Annotated in this window: 15 protein-coding genes; 9 read left to right on the plus strand and 6 right to left on the minus strand. The window is 35.8% G+C overall.

What is annotated here, in order from left to right; all coding sequences use genetic code 11:
- Positions 1-74 precede the first annotated feature (74 nt).
- Positions 75-2,678: an alanine--tRNA ligase gene (gene alaS, locus CQ046_RS12060; protein WP_105702482.1), complete on the minus strand. Its 2,604-nt coding sequence runs from the start codon at positions 2,676-2,678 to the stop codon at positions 75-77.
- Positions 2,679-2,915: 237 nt separating this feature from the next.
- Between alaS and CQ046_RS12065 the strand changes: the two genes are divergently transcribed.
- The 4 genes from CQ046_RS12065 to msrB all read left to right on the plus strand — a co-directional run bounded on the left by CQ046_RS12065 (position 2,916) and on the right by msrB (position 5,383).
- A complete protein-coding gene (locus CQ046_RS12065; RefSeq protein ID WP_105702483.1) occupies positions 2,916-3,470 on the plus strand; it encodes a sigma-70 family RNA polymerase sigma factor in 555 nt (184 codons plus the stop codon).
- A gap of 5 nt (positions 3,471-3,475) precedes the next feature.
- On the plus strand, positions 3,476-3,745 hold the full coding sequence (locus CQ046_RS12070; protein ID WP_105702484.1) for a hypothetical protein: 270 nt from the start codon (positions 3,476-3,478) through the stop codon (positions 3,743-3,745).
- A 79-nt stretch (positions 3,746-3,824) separates the two neighbouring features.
- Positions 3,825-4,268: a DUF417 family protein gene (locus CQ046_RS12075; RefSeq protein ID WP_105702485.1), complete on the plus strand. Its 444-nt coding sequence runs from the start codon at positions 3,825-3,827 to the stop codon at positions 4,266-4,268.
- Positions 4,269-4,285: 17 nt separating this feature from the next.
- Positions 4,286-5,383 (plus strand): peptide-methionine (R)-S-oxide reductase MsrB, encoded by a 1,098-nt coding sequence (gene msrB / locus CQ046_RS12080; RefSeq protein WP_105702538.1) that lies wholly within the window; start codon positions 4,286-4,288, stop codon positions 5,381-5,383.
- 54 nt (positions 5,384-5,437) lie between these two features.
- Here the strand turns inward: msrB and CQ046_RS12085 are convergent, their stop codons facing one another.
- Both CQ046_RS12085 and CQ046_RS12090 read right to left on the minus strand, forming a co-directional pair.
- Positions 5,438-6,283, minus strand: a complete 846-nt coding sequence (locus tag CQ046_RS12085; protein WP_105702486.1) for an ABC transporter permease — start codon at positions 6,281-6,283, stop codon at positions 5,438-5,440.
- A gap of 2 nt (positions 6,284-6,285) precedes the next feature.
- Entirely contained in the window at positions 6,286-7,188 is a 903-nt protein-coding gene (locus CQ046_RS12090) for an ABC transporter ATP-binding protein (protein ID WP_105702487.1), read from the minus strand.
- 116 nt (positions 7,189-7,304) lie between these two features.
- On the opposite strand from CQ046_RS12090, the gene CQ046_RS12095 reads away from it, so the two are divergent.
- From CQ046_RS12095 to CQ046_RS12115, 5 genes are all read left to right on the plus strand, one after another.
- Positions 7,305-8,657: an AAA family ATPase gene (locus CQ046_RS12095; protein WP_105702488.1), complete on the plus strand. Its 1,353-nt coding sequence runs from the start codon at positions 7,305-7,307 to the stop codon at positions 8,655-8,657.
- 77 nt (positions 8,658-8,734) lie between these two features.
- Complete coding sequence (locus tag CQ046_RS12100; protein ID WP_105702489.1) at positions 8,735-9,841, plus strand: NAD(P)/FAD-dependent oxidoreductase; 1,107 nt, start codon at positions 8,735-8,737, stop codon at positions 9,839-9,841.
- A gap of 64 nt (positions 9,842-9,905) precedes the next feature.
- On the plus strand, positions 9,906-10,211 hold the full coding sequence (locus CQ046_RS12105; protein WP_105702490.1) for a hypothetical protein: 306 nt from the start codon (positions 9,906-9,908) through the stop codon (positions 10,209-10,211).
- Between the two features lie 125 nt (positions 10,212-10,336).
- Entirely contained in the window at positions 10,337-11,449 is a 1,113-nt protein-coding gene (prfB, locus tag CQ046_RS12110) for a peptide chain release factor 2 (protein ID WP_105702491.1), read from the plus strand.
- A gap of 86 nt (positions 11,450-11,535) precedes the next feature.
- Positions 11,536-12,234 (plus strand): DedA family protein, encoded by a 699-nt coding sequence (locus CQ046_RS12115; RefSeq protein ID WP_105702492.1) that lies wholly within the window; start codon positions 11,536-11,538, stop codon positions 12,232-12,234.
- A gap of 303 nt (positions 12,235-12,537) precedes the next feature.
- On the opposite strand, the gene CQ046_RS12120 is transcribed toward CQ046_RS12115, so the two are convergent.
- The 3 genes from CQ046_RS12120 to CQ046_RS12130 are packed head-to-tail and all read right to left on the minus strand — an operon-like array spanning position 12,538 to position 15,353.
- The gene (locus tag CQ046_RS12120) at positions 12,538-13,407 is read right to left on the minus strand and encodes an alpha/beta hydrolase (protein WP_105702493.1); all 870 of its coding nucleotides are present in this window, start codon (positions 13,405-13,407) and stop codon (positions 12,538-12,540) included.
- 50 nt (positions 13,408-13,457) lie between these two features.
- Positions 13,458-14,843 (minus strand): serine hydrolase, encoded by a 1,386-nt coding sequence (locus CQ046_RS12125; protein ID WP_105702494.1) that lies wholly within the window; start codon positions 14,841-14,843, stop codon positions 13,458-13,460.
- A 27-nt stretch (positions 14,844-14,870) separates the two neighbouring features.
- Positions 14,871-15,353, minus strand: coding sequence for a tetratricopeptide repeat protein (locus CQ046_RS12130; RefSeq protein ID WP_105702495.1), 483 nt, complete (start codon positions 15,351-15,353; stop codon positions 14,871-14,873).
- Positions 15,354-15,368 lie beyond the last annotated feature (15 nt).

Genomic DNA, 15,368 nt, shown 5'->3' on the forward strand with positions numbered 1-15,368 from the left:
ATATGGCAAAAATAACCCCGGCTGTCTCGATTCCGAGACAGCCGGGGCTAAAATTTATAATAGAAGTTTCTATTTTAGATATTCAACGCTTTTTGGTAAGCATTTTCTAAACCTTCAAGGTTTTTACCTCCAGCCGTTGCAAAGCCAGGGTTTCCACCACCACCACCTTGAATTTCTTTAGCAAGGTCTTTTACGATAGCTCCAGCCTGGTAATCTGCTGCAAGATCATCAGAAACTCCAACAGTAATCATTGGTTTTCCGTCTGCATCAGAAAGAATAATCGTTACTGAAGTCGGAATTTCTCTCTTCAACTGGAATACGATATCTTTTACAGAACCTGCATCCAGAGAGGTTTTCTTTACAAGAAGCTGCTTGTTGCCTTTCTGCTCATAAGCATTCTTCCATTCTCCGATTTCTCCTTTTGCTTTTTCCTTTTTAAGGGCGTCTACTTCAGCCTTCAATGAAGTATTTTCTTCGATCAGTTTTTCGATAGATCTTACCACATCTTTAGACTTTAATAATTGAGAAAGTTCAATGATCTGTTTTTCAAGATTGTTGAAATATTCTTCAGATTTGTCTCCTGAAATAGCCTCAATCCTTCTGATTCCCGCAGCAGCAGAACCTTCAGAAGTGATTTTGAAATGACCAATTTCGCTGGTGTTTTTTACGTGAGTTCCCCCGCAAAGTTCTTTTGAACTTCCGAACTGGATCATTCTCACACTGTCACCATATTTTTCACCAAACAAAGCCATTGCTCCTTTTTCCAGAGCTTCCTGAATCGGAATATTTCTGAATTCCTGTAAAGCAATACTTTCTTTGATCTTTTTATTTACTTTTTCCTCAATTAATGCCAATTCTTCCTCAGTCATTTTGTTGAAATGAGAGAAGTCGAAACGTAGATAATCCGGACCTACATAAGAACCTTTCTGCTCTACGTGAGTTCCTAAAACATCTCTTAGAGCTTCATGCAGAAGGTGAGTTACAGAGTGATTTGCCTGAGAATTTTTTCTCTCAGAAGCGTTTACTTTAGCATAGAAAATAGCTCCTGCATCTTTCGGAAGACCATTGATCAACGAAATAATCAATCCGTTTTCTTTTTTAGTTTCCAACACTTCGAAGCTTTCAACAGCATTTTCAAGAACACCTTTGTCTCCAACCTGTCCACCTCCTTCAGGATAGAAAGGAGAGCTGCTTAATACTACCTGATAAAATTCTCCGTCTTTGTTTTCTACTTTTCTATATCTTGTAATGTATGTTTCAGACTCAGTCTGGTCGTAACCTACAAATGTTTCAGGCTTAGATTCAAGATTTACCCAGTCATATACTTTCTGAGCAGAATCTGCTTTTGAACGAAGTTTCTGTTTCTCCATTTCAGCTTTGAAACCTTCTTCATCAATCGTTAACCCTTTTTCTTCAGCAATAATTCTTGTTAAATCATCAGGGAAACCATACGTATCATACAACTCAAAAACTTCTTCGCTAGGTAATACTTTCTGATTATCTGCAATAGTCTGCTGGATCAGCTTTTCTACTCTGATCAGACCGTTTTCAATTGTTTTTAAGAATGAATCTTCTTCACTTTTGATGACTTCAGAAACCAGTTTTCCTTGTTTTTCAAGTTCCGGGAAGAAAGCTCCCATTTGTTCCTGTAGCACAGCAACCAACTTGTAAAGGAAAGGTTCTTTCATATCCAGGAATCGGTAAGAATAAGAAATTCCTCTTCTTAAAATTCTTCTGATAACATAACCGGCTCCTCCGTTGGATGGCAATTGTCCGTCTGCAATGGCAAAGGAAACCGCTCTGATGTGGTCTACCACAACACGGATCGCAATATCTTTTTCGTTTTCTAAAATTCCGGCATATTTTTTACCTGAAAGTTCCTCAACTTTAGCAATAAGCGGAGTGAAAACATCAGTATCATAGTTGGAAGACTTCCCTTGAAGTGCCATACAAAGACGTTCAAAGCCCATTCCCGTATCTACGTGCTGAGCAGGAAGTTTTTCTAAAGATTTATCTGCCTTTCTGTTGAATTCCATGAAAACCAGGTTCCATACTTCCACTACTTGTGGGTGATCATTATTCACCAATTCAAGTCCAGAAACCTTAGCTTTCTCTTCCGGTGTTCTCAAGTCAACATGGATTTCTGAACACGGTCCGCATGGTCCGCTTTCACCCATTTCCCAGAAGTTATCTTTTTTATTTCCGTTGATAATTCTATCCTCTGAAATGTGTGACTTCCAGAAGTCATAAGCATCCTGGTCTCTGTCCAGATTTTCTGAAGCATCACCTTCAAAAATAGTTACGTATAAATTTTCTTTCGGAATTCCGTATACTTCAGTCAGTAATTCCCAGGCAAAAGCAATAGCCTCTTTTTTGAAGTAATCCCCGAAAGACCAGTTTCCTAACATCTCGAACATGGTATGGTGGTAAGTATCTCTACCTACATCATCCAAATCATTGTGCTTCCCTGAAACTCTCAGACACTTTTGGGTATCGGCAATTCTAGGGGCGGTAGGCGTTTTGTAGCCAAGGAAGAAATCCTTGAACTGCGTCATTCCGGAGTTGGAAAACATAAGGGTAGGGTCGTCTTTCAGCACAATAGGAGCTGAAGGAACGATCAAGTGCTCCTTACTTTTAAAATAATCTAAAAATTTTTGACGTATCTCTTGTGATGTCATAGTATTGCTTTTGCTTTTTTAATATCAAATTTTTGATAAGATGCAAATTTAAGATTTTTAAGCGATTTGTAATAATTTTATGCTATGTTTTGAATGGTGAAGGATTTGCTTAATGGATGTGTGGTAAACCTATAAGGTTTGAAGTGGCTGTAATCAATAATAATCTTCCTAATTTTGCAATTTCCGTTTAACTTACTACCTTCGTTGTGATCTGAAATAAGACAAAAAATCCTTCCAATGACAAAAGATGAAGAACTGAAAAGCTGGATAGAACGATATTCAGGACCGCTTTTGAAACGGGCACTGTATGTACTTTCAAATAAAGAAGACGCGCAGGATGTTGTTCAGGAAGTTTTTCTCTCTGCTTATTCCGCTTATGATTCTTTTGAAGGGAAAAGTCAGGCGCTTACGTGGCTGATGGCTATTCTGAATAGAAAAGTCGCAGATTTTTACCGGAAAAAATATAAATCAGAACCCAATATCAGATTGGATCATTTTTTTGATGAAACCGGATCATGGAAAAATAATGATGTTTTAAACGACTGGAATGTATCGGGTGAAGGTGATGAACTTTTAGACAGTGCAGAATTTAATAAAACCTTAGAGGAATGTATTGAGGAATTACCCTCCAAATGGAAGATCCTGCTTAAGATGTATTATATTGAAGAAAAAAAAGCACCGGAAATAAGTCAGGAATTAGATGTTTCTACGACTAATCTTTGGAAGATTTTGCAAAGAAGCCGTATGCAGCTCAGAGAATGTCTGGAGTTTAACTGGTTTTCAAAATCATAAGTGAAATGATAAGAAGAATACTACATATATTATTTTTACCATGCAGTGAAGCTACTTTACTGATGGAAAAGAGAAATGCCAAATCCATTTCTTCCAAAGAAAACAGGATGCTAAGCATGCATCTAATGATCTGTAAATGGTGCAGAATGTACAATGAAAAGCTGGCACTTCTGGATAAAGTGTTTAAAAAGACATTTTCTGAACAAAAAACTGAAATAAATGAATCTGAAATTCAGGACTTTAAAGATAAAATGATCGATAAATTGAATTTCTGAGAAAAATTCTGTCAGGATTTTAAAAAGCTTCCGACTATACTTTTGAAAACAATAAAGTATTAATTAAAATTTAAAAAAAATGGTCGGAACAGTACAGGAATCTAAAAATCTATTATCCCGAATCGGATATTACATTTCGCTTTTTGGAGCAGCGCTTATTTTGCTGTGGATCGGTATCTTCAAGTTTACCCCTACAGAAGCAGCAGCAATAAAACCTTTGGTAGAAAACCATTTCTTAACTTTTTTCGTATATAAAATTATAAGCGTCCAGGCAGTGTCAAATCTTATCGGAACGATAGAAATTATCATTGCATTACTCCTGATATTTAGTGCGAAATTTGCTGTATTGAAAAAGTATGCAGGCATAGGAATGATAGTAACTTTTCTGGTGACATTAAGCTATTTATTTACAACACCAGGGATATGGAAAATAGTAGATGGAGTGCCTGTGACAAATTTCTTTATTTTAAAAGATATTCTGCTTTTAGGATTTGGATTCATGATCGTTCAAAATAATAAGTAATGAATAAAAAGGTAAAAATGAAAAATATATTTATTGTACTCGGAATCATTCTGGGTATAGCAGTCTTTGCTGCGGGATCCGGGCTTTTCAAAAAAAATAAGCCTAATGTAGTGGAAATAAAAAAAGAAAATGAGAAAATTATGGATAACAAAAACGTTAGAGAGATTTATTTTGCAGGTGGATGTTTCTGGGGGACAGAACATTTTTTTCAACAAATTCGTGGTGTGGTAGGAACAGAAGTGGGCTATGCCAACGGAAATACCCAAAATCCTACTTATGAGGAGGTAGTAAGCCATACAACAGGTTTTGCAGAAACCGTAAAAGTGAAATATGATCCGGAACAGGTGGATCTGAAACTGTTGATTGATCTGTATTTTAAAACAATCGATCCTACCAGTAAAGATCAGCAGGGGAATGACAGAGGAAACCAGTACAGAACAGGAATCTATTTTACCAATAAAACAGATGAGGCTTTGGTTAAAGATGAAGTCCAGAAACTGGCAAAAAATTATAGCAAACCATTACTCGTAGAAACTATTCCATTGAAAAATTTCTACAAGGCAGAGGATTATCATCAGGATTATTTGGATAAAAACCCAGGCGGATACTGCCATATTGAACCGGGACTTTTTGAAATGGCCAAAAAAGCAAATCCGCTTCCAAAGCCAACGTATCAAAAACAGGATAAAAAGGTTTTAAAAGAAAAACTTTCTGCAGAACAATATAATGTAACTCAGGAAAACGGTACAGAAAGACCTTTCCAAAATGAATACTGGAACGAAACCCGTGAAGGAATCTATGTAGATATTACAACAGGAGAACCTTTGTTTATCTCTACAGATAAATTTGAATCCGGCTGTGGATGGCCAAGTTTCTCAAAACCTATTACAAAAGGGTTAATTGATGAGAAAATGGACCGTACCCACGGGATGACCAGAGTAGAAGTAAGAAGTAAAACCGGTGATGCCCACTTAGGACATGTCTTCACAGACGGGCCGGAAGATAAAGGAGGACTCCGTTACTGTATCAACAGTGCTTCTCTGAAATTTATTCCAAAAGCAGAAATGGAAAGTAAAGGATACGGAAAATATCTTCCGTTGTTAGATAAAAAGTAATATGGCAGCCTTTTTATTTTGAATTAATGGTGTAATTGAAATTTCATTTCAACCTTACCAATCTCTTTTTCTCAGAATCCAGTACGATCCAAATATGAAAATAGCACACCACACCAGGCAAGCGATAAGACTTTCTGTAGGGTAGTGGAATTCATATTTTATGCCCATACTTTTAGCCATATTTAATCTCATCATCGGATTAGGAATAAGATTAGACATACTTTCCAATGGTAAAAGATGGGTGATGAAAAAGTCATTCTGAAGAACTTCATTTCTTTGCGGCCCCTGCATTCCTTTTACTTTTGAGAACACTTCAATAGTTGTTAAAATTGCCTCACCAATCCATAAAACAAAAAGAGCAAGAAATACAAATACAGATTTTCTCAGCAAAATGGAAAGGAACATCAAGAAACAGAAGAATGTAAATAATTTTACCAGATAATTTCCAATAAAGAAGATTTCAGCAAAAACCTTTGTAGATTCTGTTGTATTGGAGTATTGATATCCCAGAAACAAAGTAATTCCCAATACAATGGCCGTTGAAACAATGGTGAAAATACTTATTGTCAGTAGTTTTGAAGTGATGAATTCTTTTCTGCTCAATCCATCAATCGTATTCTGCTTGAACATTCGGTTGCTGAATTCCTGCGAAATGGAGAAAACAATAATCAGTCCCAGGAAAATCTTCAACAAAGCCACAATCCATGTGGTAAAATTCCAGATTTCCGGGAAATTATAAATCCCCTGTTCTTTTAAGTTAATCGTTCCTCCAAAAACATCAAAATCAACCAACCCGACGAAAAGCAAAGCAATAAGAATGGCGAAATAGAGTATCGTAAAAACCTTAAACGGCTTGTAGTTCAGGTTTTTGTAGTATTCCAGTTTTAATAATTTTATCATGACTAATTGGTGTTTTTTACAAGTTCAAGGAATTGAGATTCAAGAGATAATTTTTTCTTGGTCAAGTGGGACAAATAAATCCCTTTCTCTGCCAGTTTCTGATTCATTGCCGAAGCCGAAATAGAAGCATCATCACGGATCTGAGCTTTGATAAGATCTCCTTCCTGATTGATAGAAGTGAACCATTGAAGCTCATTCAGAGCATTTAAAAGTAATGTGTTATTATCAGCTTTCAGTTCAAAATATCCATTGTTGGAAGTCATTTCATCCACTCGTCCGCAATAAATAGAATTTCCTTCTTTCAGTACAATCACATGGCTGCATATTTTTTCAATTTCATCCAAAAGGTGGCTTGCAATGATAATCGTGATTCCCTGCTTGGCAATATCGCTGATGATTTCTCGGATCTGAATAATTCCTTCAGGGTCCAATCCGTTGGTTGGCTCATCTAATATCATCACTTCAGGATTATTCAACATCGCTGAAGCTATGGCAAGACGCTGTTTCATTCCCAAAGAAAAGGTTTTGAAAGTATCTTTTCTCCTTTCATAAAGATTTACGGTTTTCAAAACTTCGTCAATCCTTGAATACGGAGTTTTTTTAATTTCTGCAACAATCTTAAGATTGGTTTCTGCACTTAAATAAGGATAAAAGTTGGGCTGTTCGATAATGGCTCCAATCTTTTTTAAAGTTTCCGGATCTGTTCCTTTTTTACCAAACCAAAACCAATCTCCGCTGGTAGGGTTGATTGTTGAAAGCAGCATCCCGAAAGTCGTGGATTTTCCGCTTCCATTGGGACCCAAAAGCCCATAAACATTTCCTCTTTCGACATCAAAAGAAATATTGTTGACCACAACTCTTTTGAATTTCTTCGTCAAATTTTTTACTGATAAAATCTTTTCCATGTAATTTGTTTTACATAGTAGTAGTCTATATAAATTAGATAATGTTACAGAATTATCATAAATCAATATTAATTTATTGGTAAATACATTAAATTTGATAGAATTAATCATCACTTATGAAGCTAATTGAACTGGCAGAAGAATTGAATGTATCTGCAGAAGCCATAAAACAGTTTATACAGGATTTTGATCTTGAATTGGTAGACTGTGTCAGTACGAATTTTGAAGTAAAAGAAGATTTTGAAAAATTTGCCCGAGAAAATGTAGACTTTTTAAGGTTATATGAAAAAGATCTGGACAAAAATAAAACATTGGAGCAGATTGCCAAAGTCATCAACCAGCCTAAAGACAAGGTAGAAAAGGTGATTAAAGATAATAATCTCAATATTTTTGATAACGGTTTTTTCAAATCCTCCATATCAAGTTATGGAATTGATAATAAACTCGGAGGAAACTATAAGTTTGTCTATGATTATTTCGGGAGCAAAACCAGCCTCCAGCAAAGAGATTTTATAGGATATAGAGACCTTTTCTTCTATACATCTACAGTTCTGGAACCCTTCCTTAATCCGCAGCAGATCAAAGATTGGGGGATCAACAAGCCTGCAGGAATTATTCTCTATGGTCCTCCGGGAAGCGGTAAGATATTTTGGGCCAATAAAATTGCTGAAATCATTGGCTATCAGTTTAAAGAAGTTAAAAAACATTATTTAGGAACTTCATTGATTGACGGAAATGAAATCAATTTCAGTGATTTTCTGTTGAACATGATGAAGGAAAATAAAATGCTGCTCTTCATGGACGATTTTGATGAAATTATGATGCAGAGAAAAGCAGAAACAGATGTTGCTTCCTGTAATCTTGAAGCCCAGGAGCTTATTCTCCATTATATCGGAAAATTTGAAAAAGAAGGAGTTTTAATGGTTGGCTCTGCCAACTCCGTTTCAGAAATCGACGAAGAAATTCTTGCTCCGGGAAGGTTTGATGTGATGATCCCTATCTTTCCGCCCAATGCTTCGGAGCGTTCAGAAATTATTCTATATGCCATGACCAGAGGATTGGAAGAAGATTCTTTACTCTACAAAATACTTAAAAACAATAAAGCAGATAAAGTTCCTTTCTGGCATGAAATAGCTTCAAAGATGAAAGCATTCAGCAATACCATGCTGATCGATTTTACGCAAAGCTTAAAGAAAAGAATTAAAAATCTATATCAGAGAACCAGAAATGAAAAGCTGAAGATAGATCAGACTCTTTTGAGCGGAGCTTTAAGAGATGCTGGTTCCAAACTTACTGAAGAATATCTTGATCAGATAGCGAGATTTCTTGCCGATGCCATTATCAATAATTTTGATGATTTTAAGTTCAGGATTCAGGCATTGAAAAGCGAACTGGAAACCTACAGAGTTGTTGAAGAACCGCAGAGAGCCATCGGATTTCAGCATAATGATGAAGGAGATAAAGGGTAGACCGTTTAAAGTTCAAGGTTTAATGTCTAAGGTTTAAGGTTTTACAAAAATTATTCATCACTCATCACTTATTATTCATGAACAGCATCTGGGAACTGGACACTTTCTACAGAAAAAGAGATATTATCATTATTGGTGCCGGATTTTCCGGGCTGTGGACGGCAATATCTATTAAAGAGAAATATCCTGAAAAATCTGTTCTGATTATTGAGCGGAATGCTATTCCATTAGGCGCTTCAACGAGAAATGCTGGTTTTGCCTGTTTCGGAAGCCTTACCGAAGTTATTGCCGATTCGCAGAAAATGGGCTGGGAAAAAACACTGGAACTCGTTAAAATGAGATTTGATGGTCTTCAGAAAATCCAGCATTATTTTAAAAATGATGACATTGATTTTGAACTCAGCGGAGGTTATGAAATTATAAATAATAAAGAATCTTTAGCCCAAATTGATACAGTTAATGAAAAACTGAGAGTAATAACCGGGCTTGATCAAACCTACACGTTGAGACAAGAAAAAATACAGGAATTCGGGTTAGGAAAATCTAAATTCCTGATTGAAAATCCCTATGAAGGAAGTCTGCATTCAGGAAAGCTTCTGCAAAAATTGCTGGAAAAATGCCACGAACTAAAAGTTGAGTTTTTATTCGGAACAGAGGTTGAAAAAATTGATGAGACAGAAGAAAACACTGAGGTTTACCTTTCTGCAGATCTTTCTGTAAAAGCAGATCAACTCATCTATTGTACTAATGCATTCACGTCAAAGTTTCTGGAAAAAGAGATGATTATTCCCGCCCGCGGACAGGTTCTATTGACAGAACCCATTGTTGGATTACAACTTAAAGGAACCTTTCATTATGATGAAGGCTACTATTATTTTAGAAACTTAGGGAACAGAGTACTGCTGGGTGGCGGAAGAAATCAGGATTTTAAAACAGAAGAAACAACAACCTTTGAAACAACAGAATTCCTGCAGAATCATTTGGAAAACTTTTTAAAAGAAGTTATACTTCCCAACAATGAATTTAAAATTGCCCTCCGCTGGTCAGGAATTATGGCTATGGGTGAAGAAAAGTCTCCTATTGTAAAACAACTTTCGGAAAGGCAGTTTTGTGCGGTAAGACTTTCAGGAATGGGAGTTGCTTTAGCTCCGAAGATTGGTGAAATGGTAGCAGAAATGATTTGATAAATTATAAAACTAAATTGATATCTTAATCTAAGGTTTTACGAATAAACTGGAATAAAACAGTATGAGTAGTTATAAATATACAGTATGGTTTTCTATATTAACAATTCCTCTTGGTTTTCTTGCGATCCTTGCAGGAGGTGGAGGCCACGGGACTTATTTTCCTTTATTAGCTATCTTTCCGTTTAGTTTACTGGGAACTTTTTTTAATGAAGAAATACCTCTGTTTGTAGGAATCATACAATTACCTGTTTATGGTTTTTTAATGGATAAATTTGGAACAAAAAAAGCTCTTCCTGTTATTATTGCAATACATGTTATAGGTATGTGTACTGTTTTTACGCTGAAAAGAGACTATTTTTTTAGTTAATTATTTTTCCACGAGTTAGAACCTGTACTCAAATCCTGTAACTCGTAACCCGAACCCCTGAAAACTCAGAACTCAAAACGCTCCACTCTAAAAGAATTCCTTATTTTTGCAAAAAAGAAACATTCGTGATAAACAACGACCAGATAAAAGACGTTCAATCCAGAATTGAAGACTTACACAGATACCTTCAGATTGAAAAAAAGAAGATTGAAATTGCCAATGATGATGAAAAAACTGCAGCCCCTGAATTTTGGGATAATCCCAAAACCGCCGAGGCATTTTTAAAACAGCTTCGATCCAAGAAAAAATGGGTGGAAAGCTATGATGAAATTCAGACACAGTTTGAAGATCTGCAGGTTTTAGCTGATTTTGCCAAAGAAGATCCGGATTCTGAAAAAGAACTCGATGAAACATTCCCGCAACTGGTAGAAAAAATTGAAGACCTGGAATTCAAAAATATGCTTTCCAACGAAGGAGATGAGCTTTCTGCAGTGCTGCAGATTACAGCAGGAGCAGGAGGAACAGAAAGTTGCGACTGGGCAGCTATGCTGATGAGAATGTATACGATGTGGGCAGATAAACAAGGCTATAAAATCCGTGAACTGAACTTTCAGGAAGGCGATGTAGCCGGTGTGAAGACCGTAACTCTTGAAATTGAAGGAGAATTTGCTTTTGGATATTTAAGAGGAGAAAACGGAGTGCACAGGCTGGTAAGAATTTCCCCTTTTGACAGTAATGCAAAACGTCATACAAGCTTTGTTTCAGTATATGTCTATCCTTTGGTAGATGATACCATTGAGATCAATATCAATCCTGCCGATATCAGTTTCGAAACCATGAGATCTTCCGGAGCAGGAGGGCAGAACGTAAACAAGGTAGAAACTGCTGTACGTCTTCGCCACGCACCAACGGGAATTATTATTGAAAACTCAGAATCCCGTTCTCAGCTTCAGAATAAAGAAAAAGCAATGCAGCTCCTTCGCTCAAGACTATACGAAATGGAATTGGAAGAGCGTATGAAAGCAAGAAACGAGATAGAAGCCAACAAAATGAAGATCGAGTGGGGAAGCCAGATCAGAAACTATGTAATGCACCCGTACAAACTGGTAAAAGATGTACGTTCCGGTCATGAAACTTCAGATGTAGATGCATTAATGAACGGAAATCTTACCCCTTTCTTAAAAGCATTCTTAATGGCCGATGGGACGGCAGTTTCCGATGATGATCTTGAATTATAAAAATCATGTTTGAATTTTAGTTAAAATCTTATAATTAATTTTTGTTTCAGACATTTTAAACTTACTTTTGTTGTTCATCGATATTTATGGAAGATTTCAATAGCTGGAAGGATTTATTAAACCCGGAATTTTATATTAAAATGGGAGGGTTTTGGCTGATTTTGTTTATTGTTTTTGCTGAAACAGGTCTTTTTGTAGGATTTTTCCTACCTGGAGATTCTCTTTTATTCGTTTCAGGAATTTATGCCGTTGAAATCATCAAAGAGACTTTTGGTTCTACAGGAAGTGATTTCTTAGATACCACAATATTAGCTTCAGGGGTGGCTCTTGCAGCTGTTATAGGAAATGAAGTAGGATACTATTTTGGAAGAAAAGCCGGACCTGCCTTATATAAAAGACCGGATTCAATGCTTTTCAAGAAGAAGTACCTTTATCAGGCTCACGATTTCTTTGAAAAACACGGTGCATTAGCTGTTATTATGGCAAGATTCTTACCGGTTGTAAGAACTTTTACACCCATTGTTGCAGGTATTGTAAAGATGGATAAAAAAGAGTTTTTAAGAGATAATGTTATTGGTGCTGTTTTATGGTCATTCATTTTGATCTTTGCAGGACATTACCTGGACAAGCTTTTTATGGAGCAGTTTGGAATCAACTTAAAACAAAAGCTGGAATACATCATTATCGTCATTGTATTGGTAACTACACTTCCGGTTATCTTCAAGTTTGTTTTTGGAAAAAAAGAAGATCTTTCTAAAAAATATGAAGATCAGGACTTTGAATAAATAAGAAATTCAATCAAAAATATAGAGCCGTCTAATAGTGAGATGGCTTTTTTATTACTTATAAATGAAGCTTTTTGATTATAAAAAAATGACAAAGAGAGTTTTTAAACGCAAATATTAATTTCTATTGAGTATTATTTTAAGATAGCAAAGGTAGAAATCAATGAAATTGATTCTTTCTAAGCGGATGTATATTCATGAGCTTCATCAGTGACAAAGTCACTTCTCTTTACCCCCTTAAAAATGAAACGTTCGAATTATTTATCCTTTTGAGTTAAATAAAATAAAATCTGATAGGAATTTTTACTTTTTAATCCATTCCAGAATATTCGGATAGATAATGCTGTCTCTTTTTCTTTTACTGAAAAATCTTGGGGCATGCCCGGCACCTTTCATAAAAATGAATTTATGTGGAACTTTCATCTGGGTAAGCGCTGAGTCCATAGCAATTCCCTGATGCTGGTTGACCAGAACATCATTGTTTCCCTGAAATAGGAGAGTAGGAACATTTGTAATATTGGCAATAGGACTCGCTTCTTTAAAGTTTTCAGATATATTTTTCCGGTCAAATTTAGTCCCAACTACCTTTTGAAAAGTAGGAGAAGTATATTTGGAATAAAAAGATTTCAGATATTCAGAACTGAAAAAATCTGTAGGTCCGCTTAAAGAAATAATTTTCTTGATCTGTTCAGGATGATGATACCCGTAAAGAAGAGATAAATGTCCACCGGCACTTTCGCCCAGAAGAATATAATTGTTGGGTTGAAGCTCTGCTTTTTCTGCTAAAGAATTAAATTTTTCAATGGCCAGAGCAATATCCTCAAGTTGTTGTTTGTAAGTGATTTTTTCCTTTGTAGAAACCAATCTATAATTCATATTAATGCTTGGAATCTTGTTTTCAAAGAGCATTTTCTGAACCTGAATCATATGTTCCTTTTTTCCTAAAGTCCATGCTCCGCCATGAACGATAAGAACTACAGGAGTATCTTCAGCATAATCTTTGGGAAGAAAGACATCCATTTTCTGTCTTTTGTGCTCGCCGTATTTCAAATTATAAATTTTCTGCTGCCCTCCGGGACCTACCCAAACTCTGAATTTCGTATTACAGGACTGCAGGAGAAAACCAATGCATCCCATGACGAAAAAATGATACCGGAGAATGAACTTTTTCATTAATTAAATTTACGAAAAATTCTATTGATTATAAAGTGAAAAAGTTTTAATTAAAGCTTTTCCGCTGTTTTTGATGACAGTCCTTTTTTGATGGTAATAACGCCTTTTTCACCTTCTTTGAAAATAAAAGAAATCTCGGTGTCATCATCCGGAAGGAAAAATGCATCTTCTTTTTCAGCTAACATTCTTACCTTTGGATCTTTGTTGTTTTGAATAAAAAGCTGACCGTTTTCGTACAGAATATGAATAACACGATCATCGGAAAGCTGATAATCACCTGCATATTTTTTTAGCACATCAGGATTCAATATTACTTCTTTCTTAGGTTGAGGAAGAGTGTATGGTTGATCTAAAAGAGCTGCTAAAATGGTGTTTCCAGCTTTTTCCAGCTTCTTACTCGTAATATTGTTTAAGAGGATGATGCAAAGATCTTCATCAGGAAGCATGGCAAAATAACTTGTAGAACCCTCTATGTTTCCGCCATGGTTAATGAGTTTTTTCCCGTAAAGATCATCAATAAACCAACCATAGGCGTAACCGCTCAAATAGGGAGTAGTAGCTTTTTTAAATGCTTCTTTGGAAATAATTTTATAATCTCTCAATCCTAAATAATAATTGTAAAGGTCTTCTGCAGTACTGTAGATTTGTCCTGCAGGACCGGTTAATGTAGAATTCCAAACCTGTGTTTTTTCCTGTTTTGTCTTTGAAATATAAGAATAAGGAATCGTTTTGTAAGGACTTTTCAGAGCCCTATAGTTAAAGCCGGTGTGAGTCATCTTTAGAGGATCTAAGATGGTTTTCCTTACAGCATCCTCATAAGAAAGTCCTGTTATTTTTTCAATGATAACGCCCAATAAAATATACCCCGAATTGGTATACGAAAATTGAGTGCCCGGCTCAAAATCCAGTGGTTCATTTTTAAAAAAAGAAAGCTCTTTACTTTTGGCTATAGATTTTCCGGTGTGAAGAAGGTTGAAATACTCTTTATTTCGCAGTACTTCATAAATTCCCGAAGTGTGGGTAAGAAGGTGCTCAATCGTAATTTCATTGCCTCTCGGATAATCCGGAATAAACTTTGAGATAGGATCTTTAAAAGAAAGTTTTCCTTCTTCACTTAGTTTTACAATAACCAGAGCCGTGAATGATTTGGTTAAGGAAGCAATCTGATACACACTTTTATCCTGATTGGGAATTTTTTTTTCTGCATCTTGCCAGCCATATGATCTTTCGAAAATATTTTTATTCTGATAGTGAATCAAAGCTGTTCCGTTAAACTTATTAATTCCAACAAATGCTTTTATAATGCTGTCAATTTCCTGTTTTTTCTTTTCCTGATTGATGTTATTGGGATTAGTCTGAGCCTTGAAAGTGGAGCAGAATGTACAGAACAGGCAGAATAAACATTGTAAGATTAAAATATGAAATTGAGGTCGCATAGTATCAGGTTTTAAAAACGGTTATAATTACAGGTTTTCAGCGTAACGGCTCAAAGAATTATTGTATCTGGGCAAATGTTTTGATATTGCTTTTAATGTTAAAGATAGAGCCTCGTTGTGCTCTCCTGCTGAAGAAAGAGACAGTGCTAAAAAAGAATCTACAGCATCATTCAGTTCATCAGAATAGTTGGCTTTTTCTTCCCTTAAAATTTGGATGCTTTCATCTATTTTTCCATTATTTCTTAAGGTACTTGCCAGCTGAATTCTTGCTCTTCTCCTCCGTAAACCAGTTAATCCCTTATCCAATGCGGATCTGTACAAAGGTTCTGCTTCCTTTTCATGTCCGGTGGAGTCAAAAGCGCAGGCTCTTTCAAAATCAGCAATGGACTGTGAATCTGCATCAGTAAGTAATTCTACATGATCTTTGATCTGCTGAATAAACGCATCATTGCTTATTGTTTCCAGTTTCAGCCATATATTTTGCAATTGGGTTTCCCAGTTTTCATTCATTGATTAGATTTTGAA

This window comes from Chryseobacterium sp. MYb7, assembly GCF_002979455.1.
In the GTDB taxonomy this organism is placed as follows: Bacteria; Bacteroidota; Bacteroidia; order Flavobacteriales; family Weeksellaceae; genus Chryseobacterium.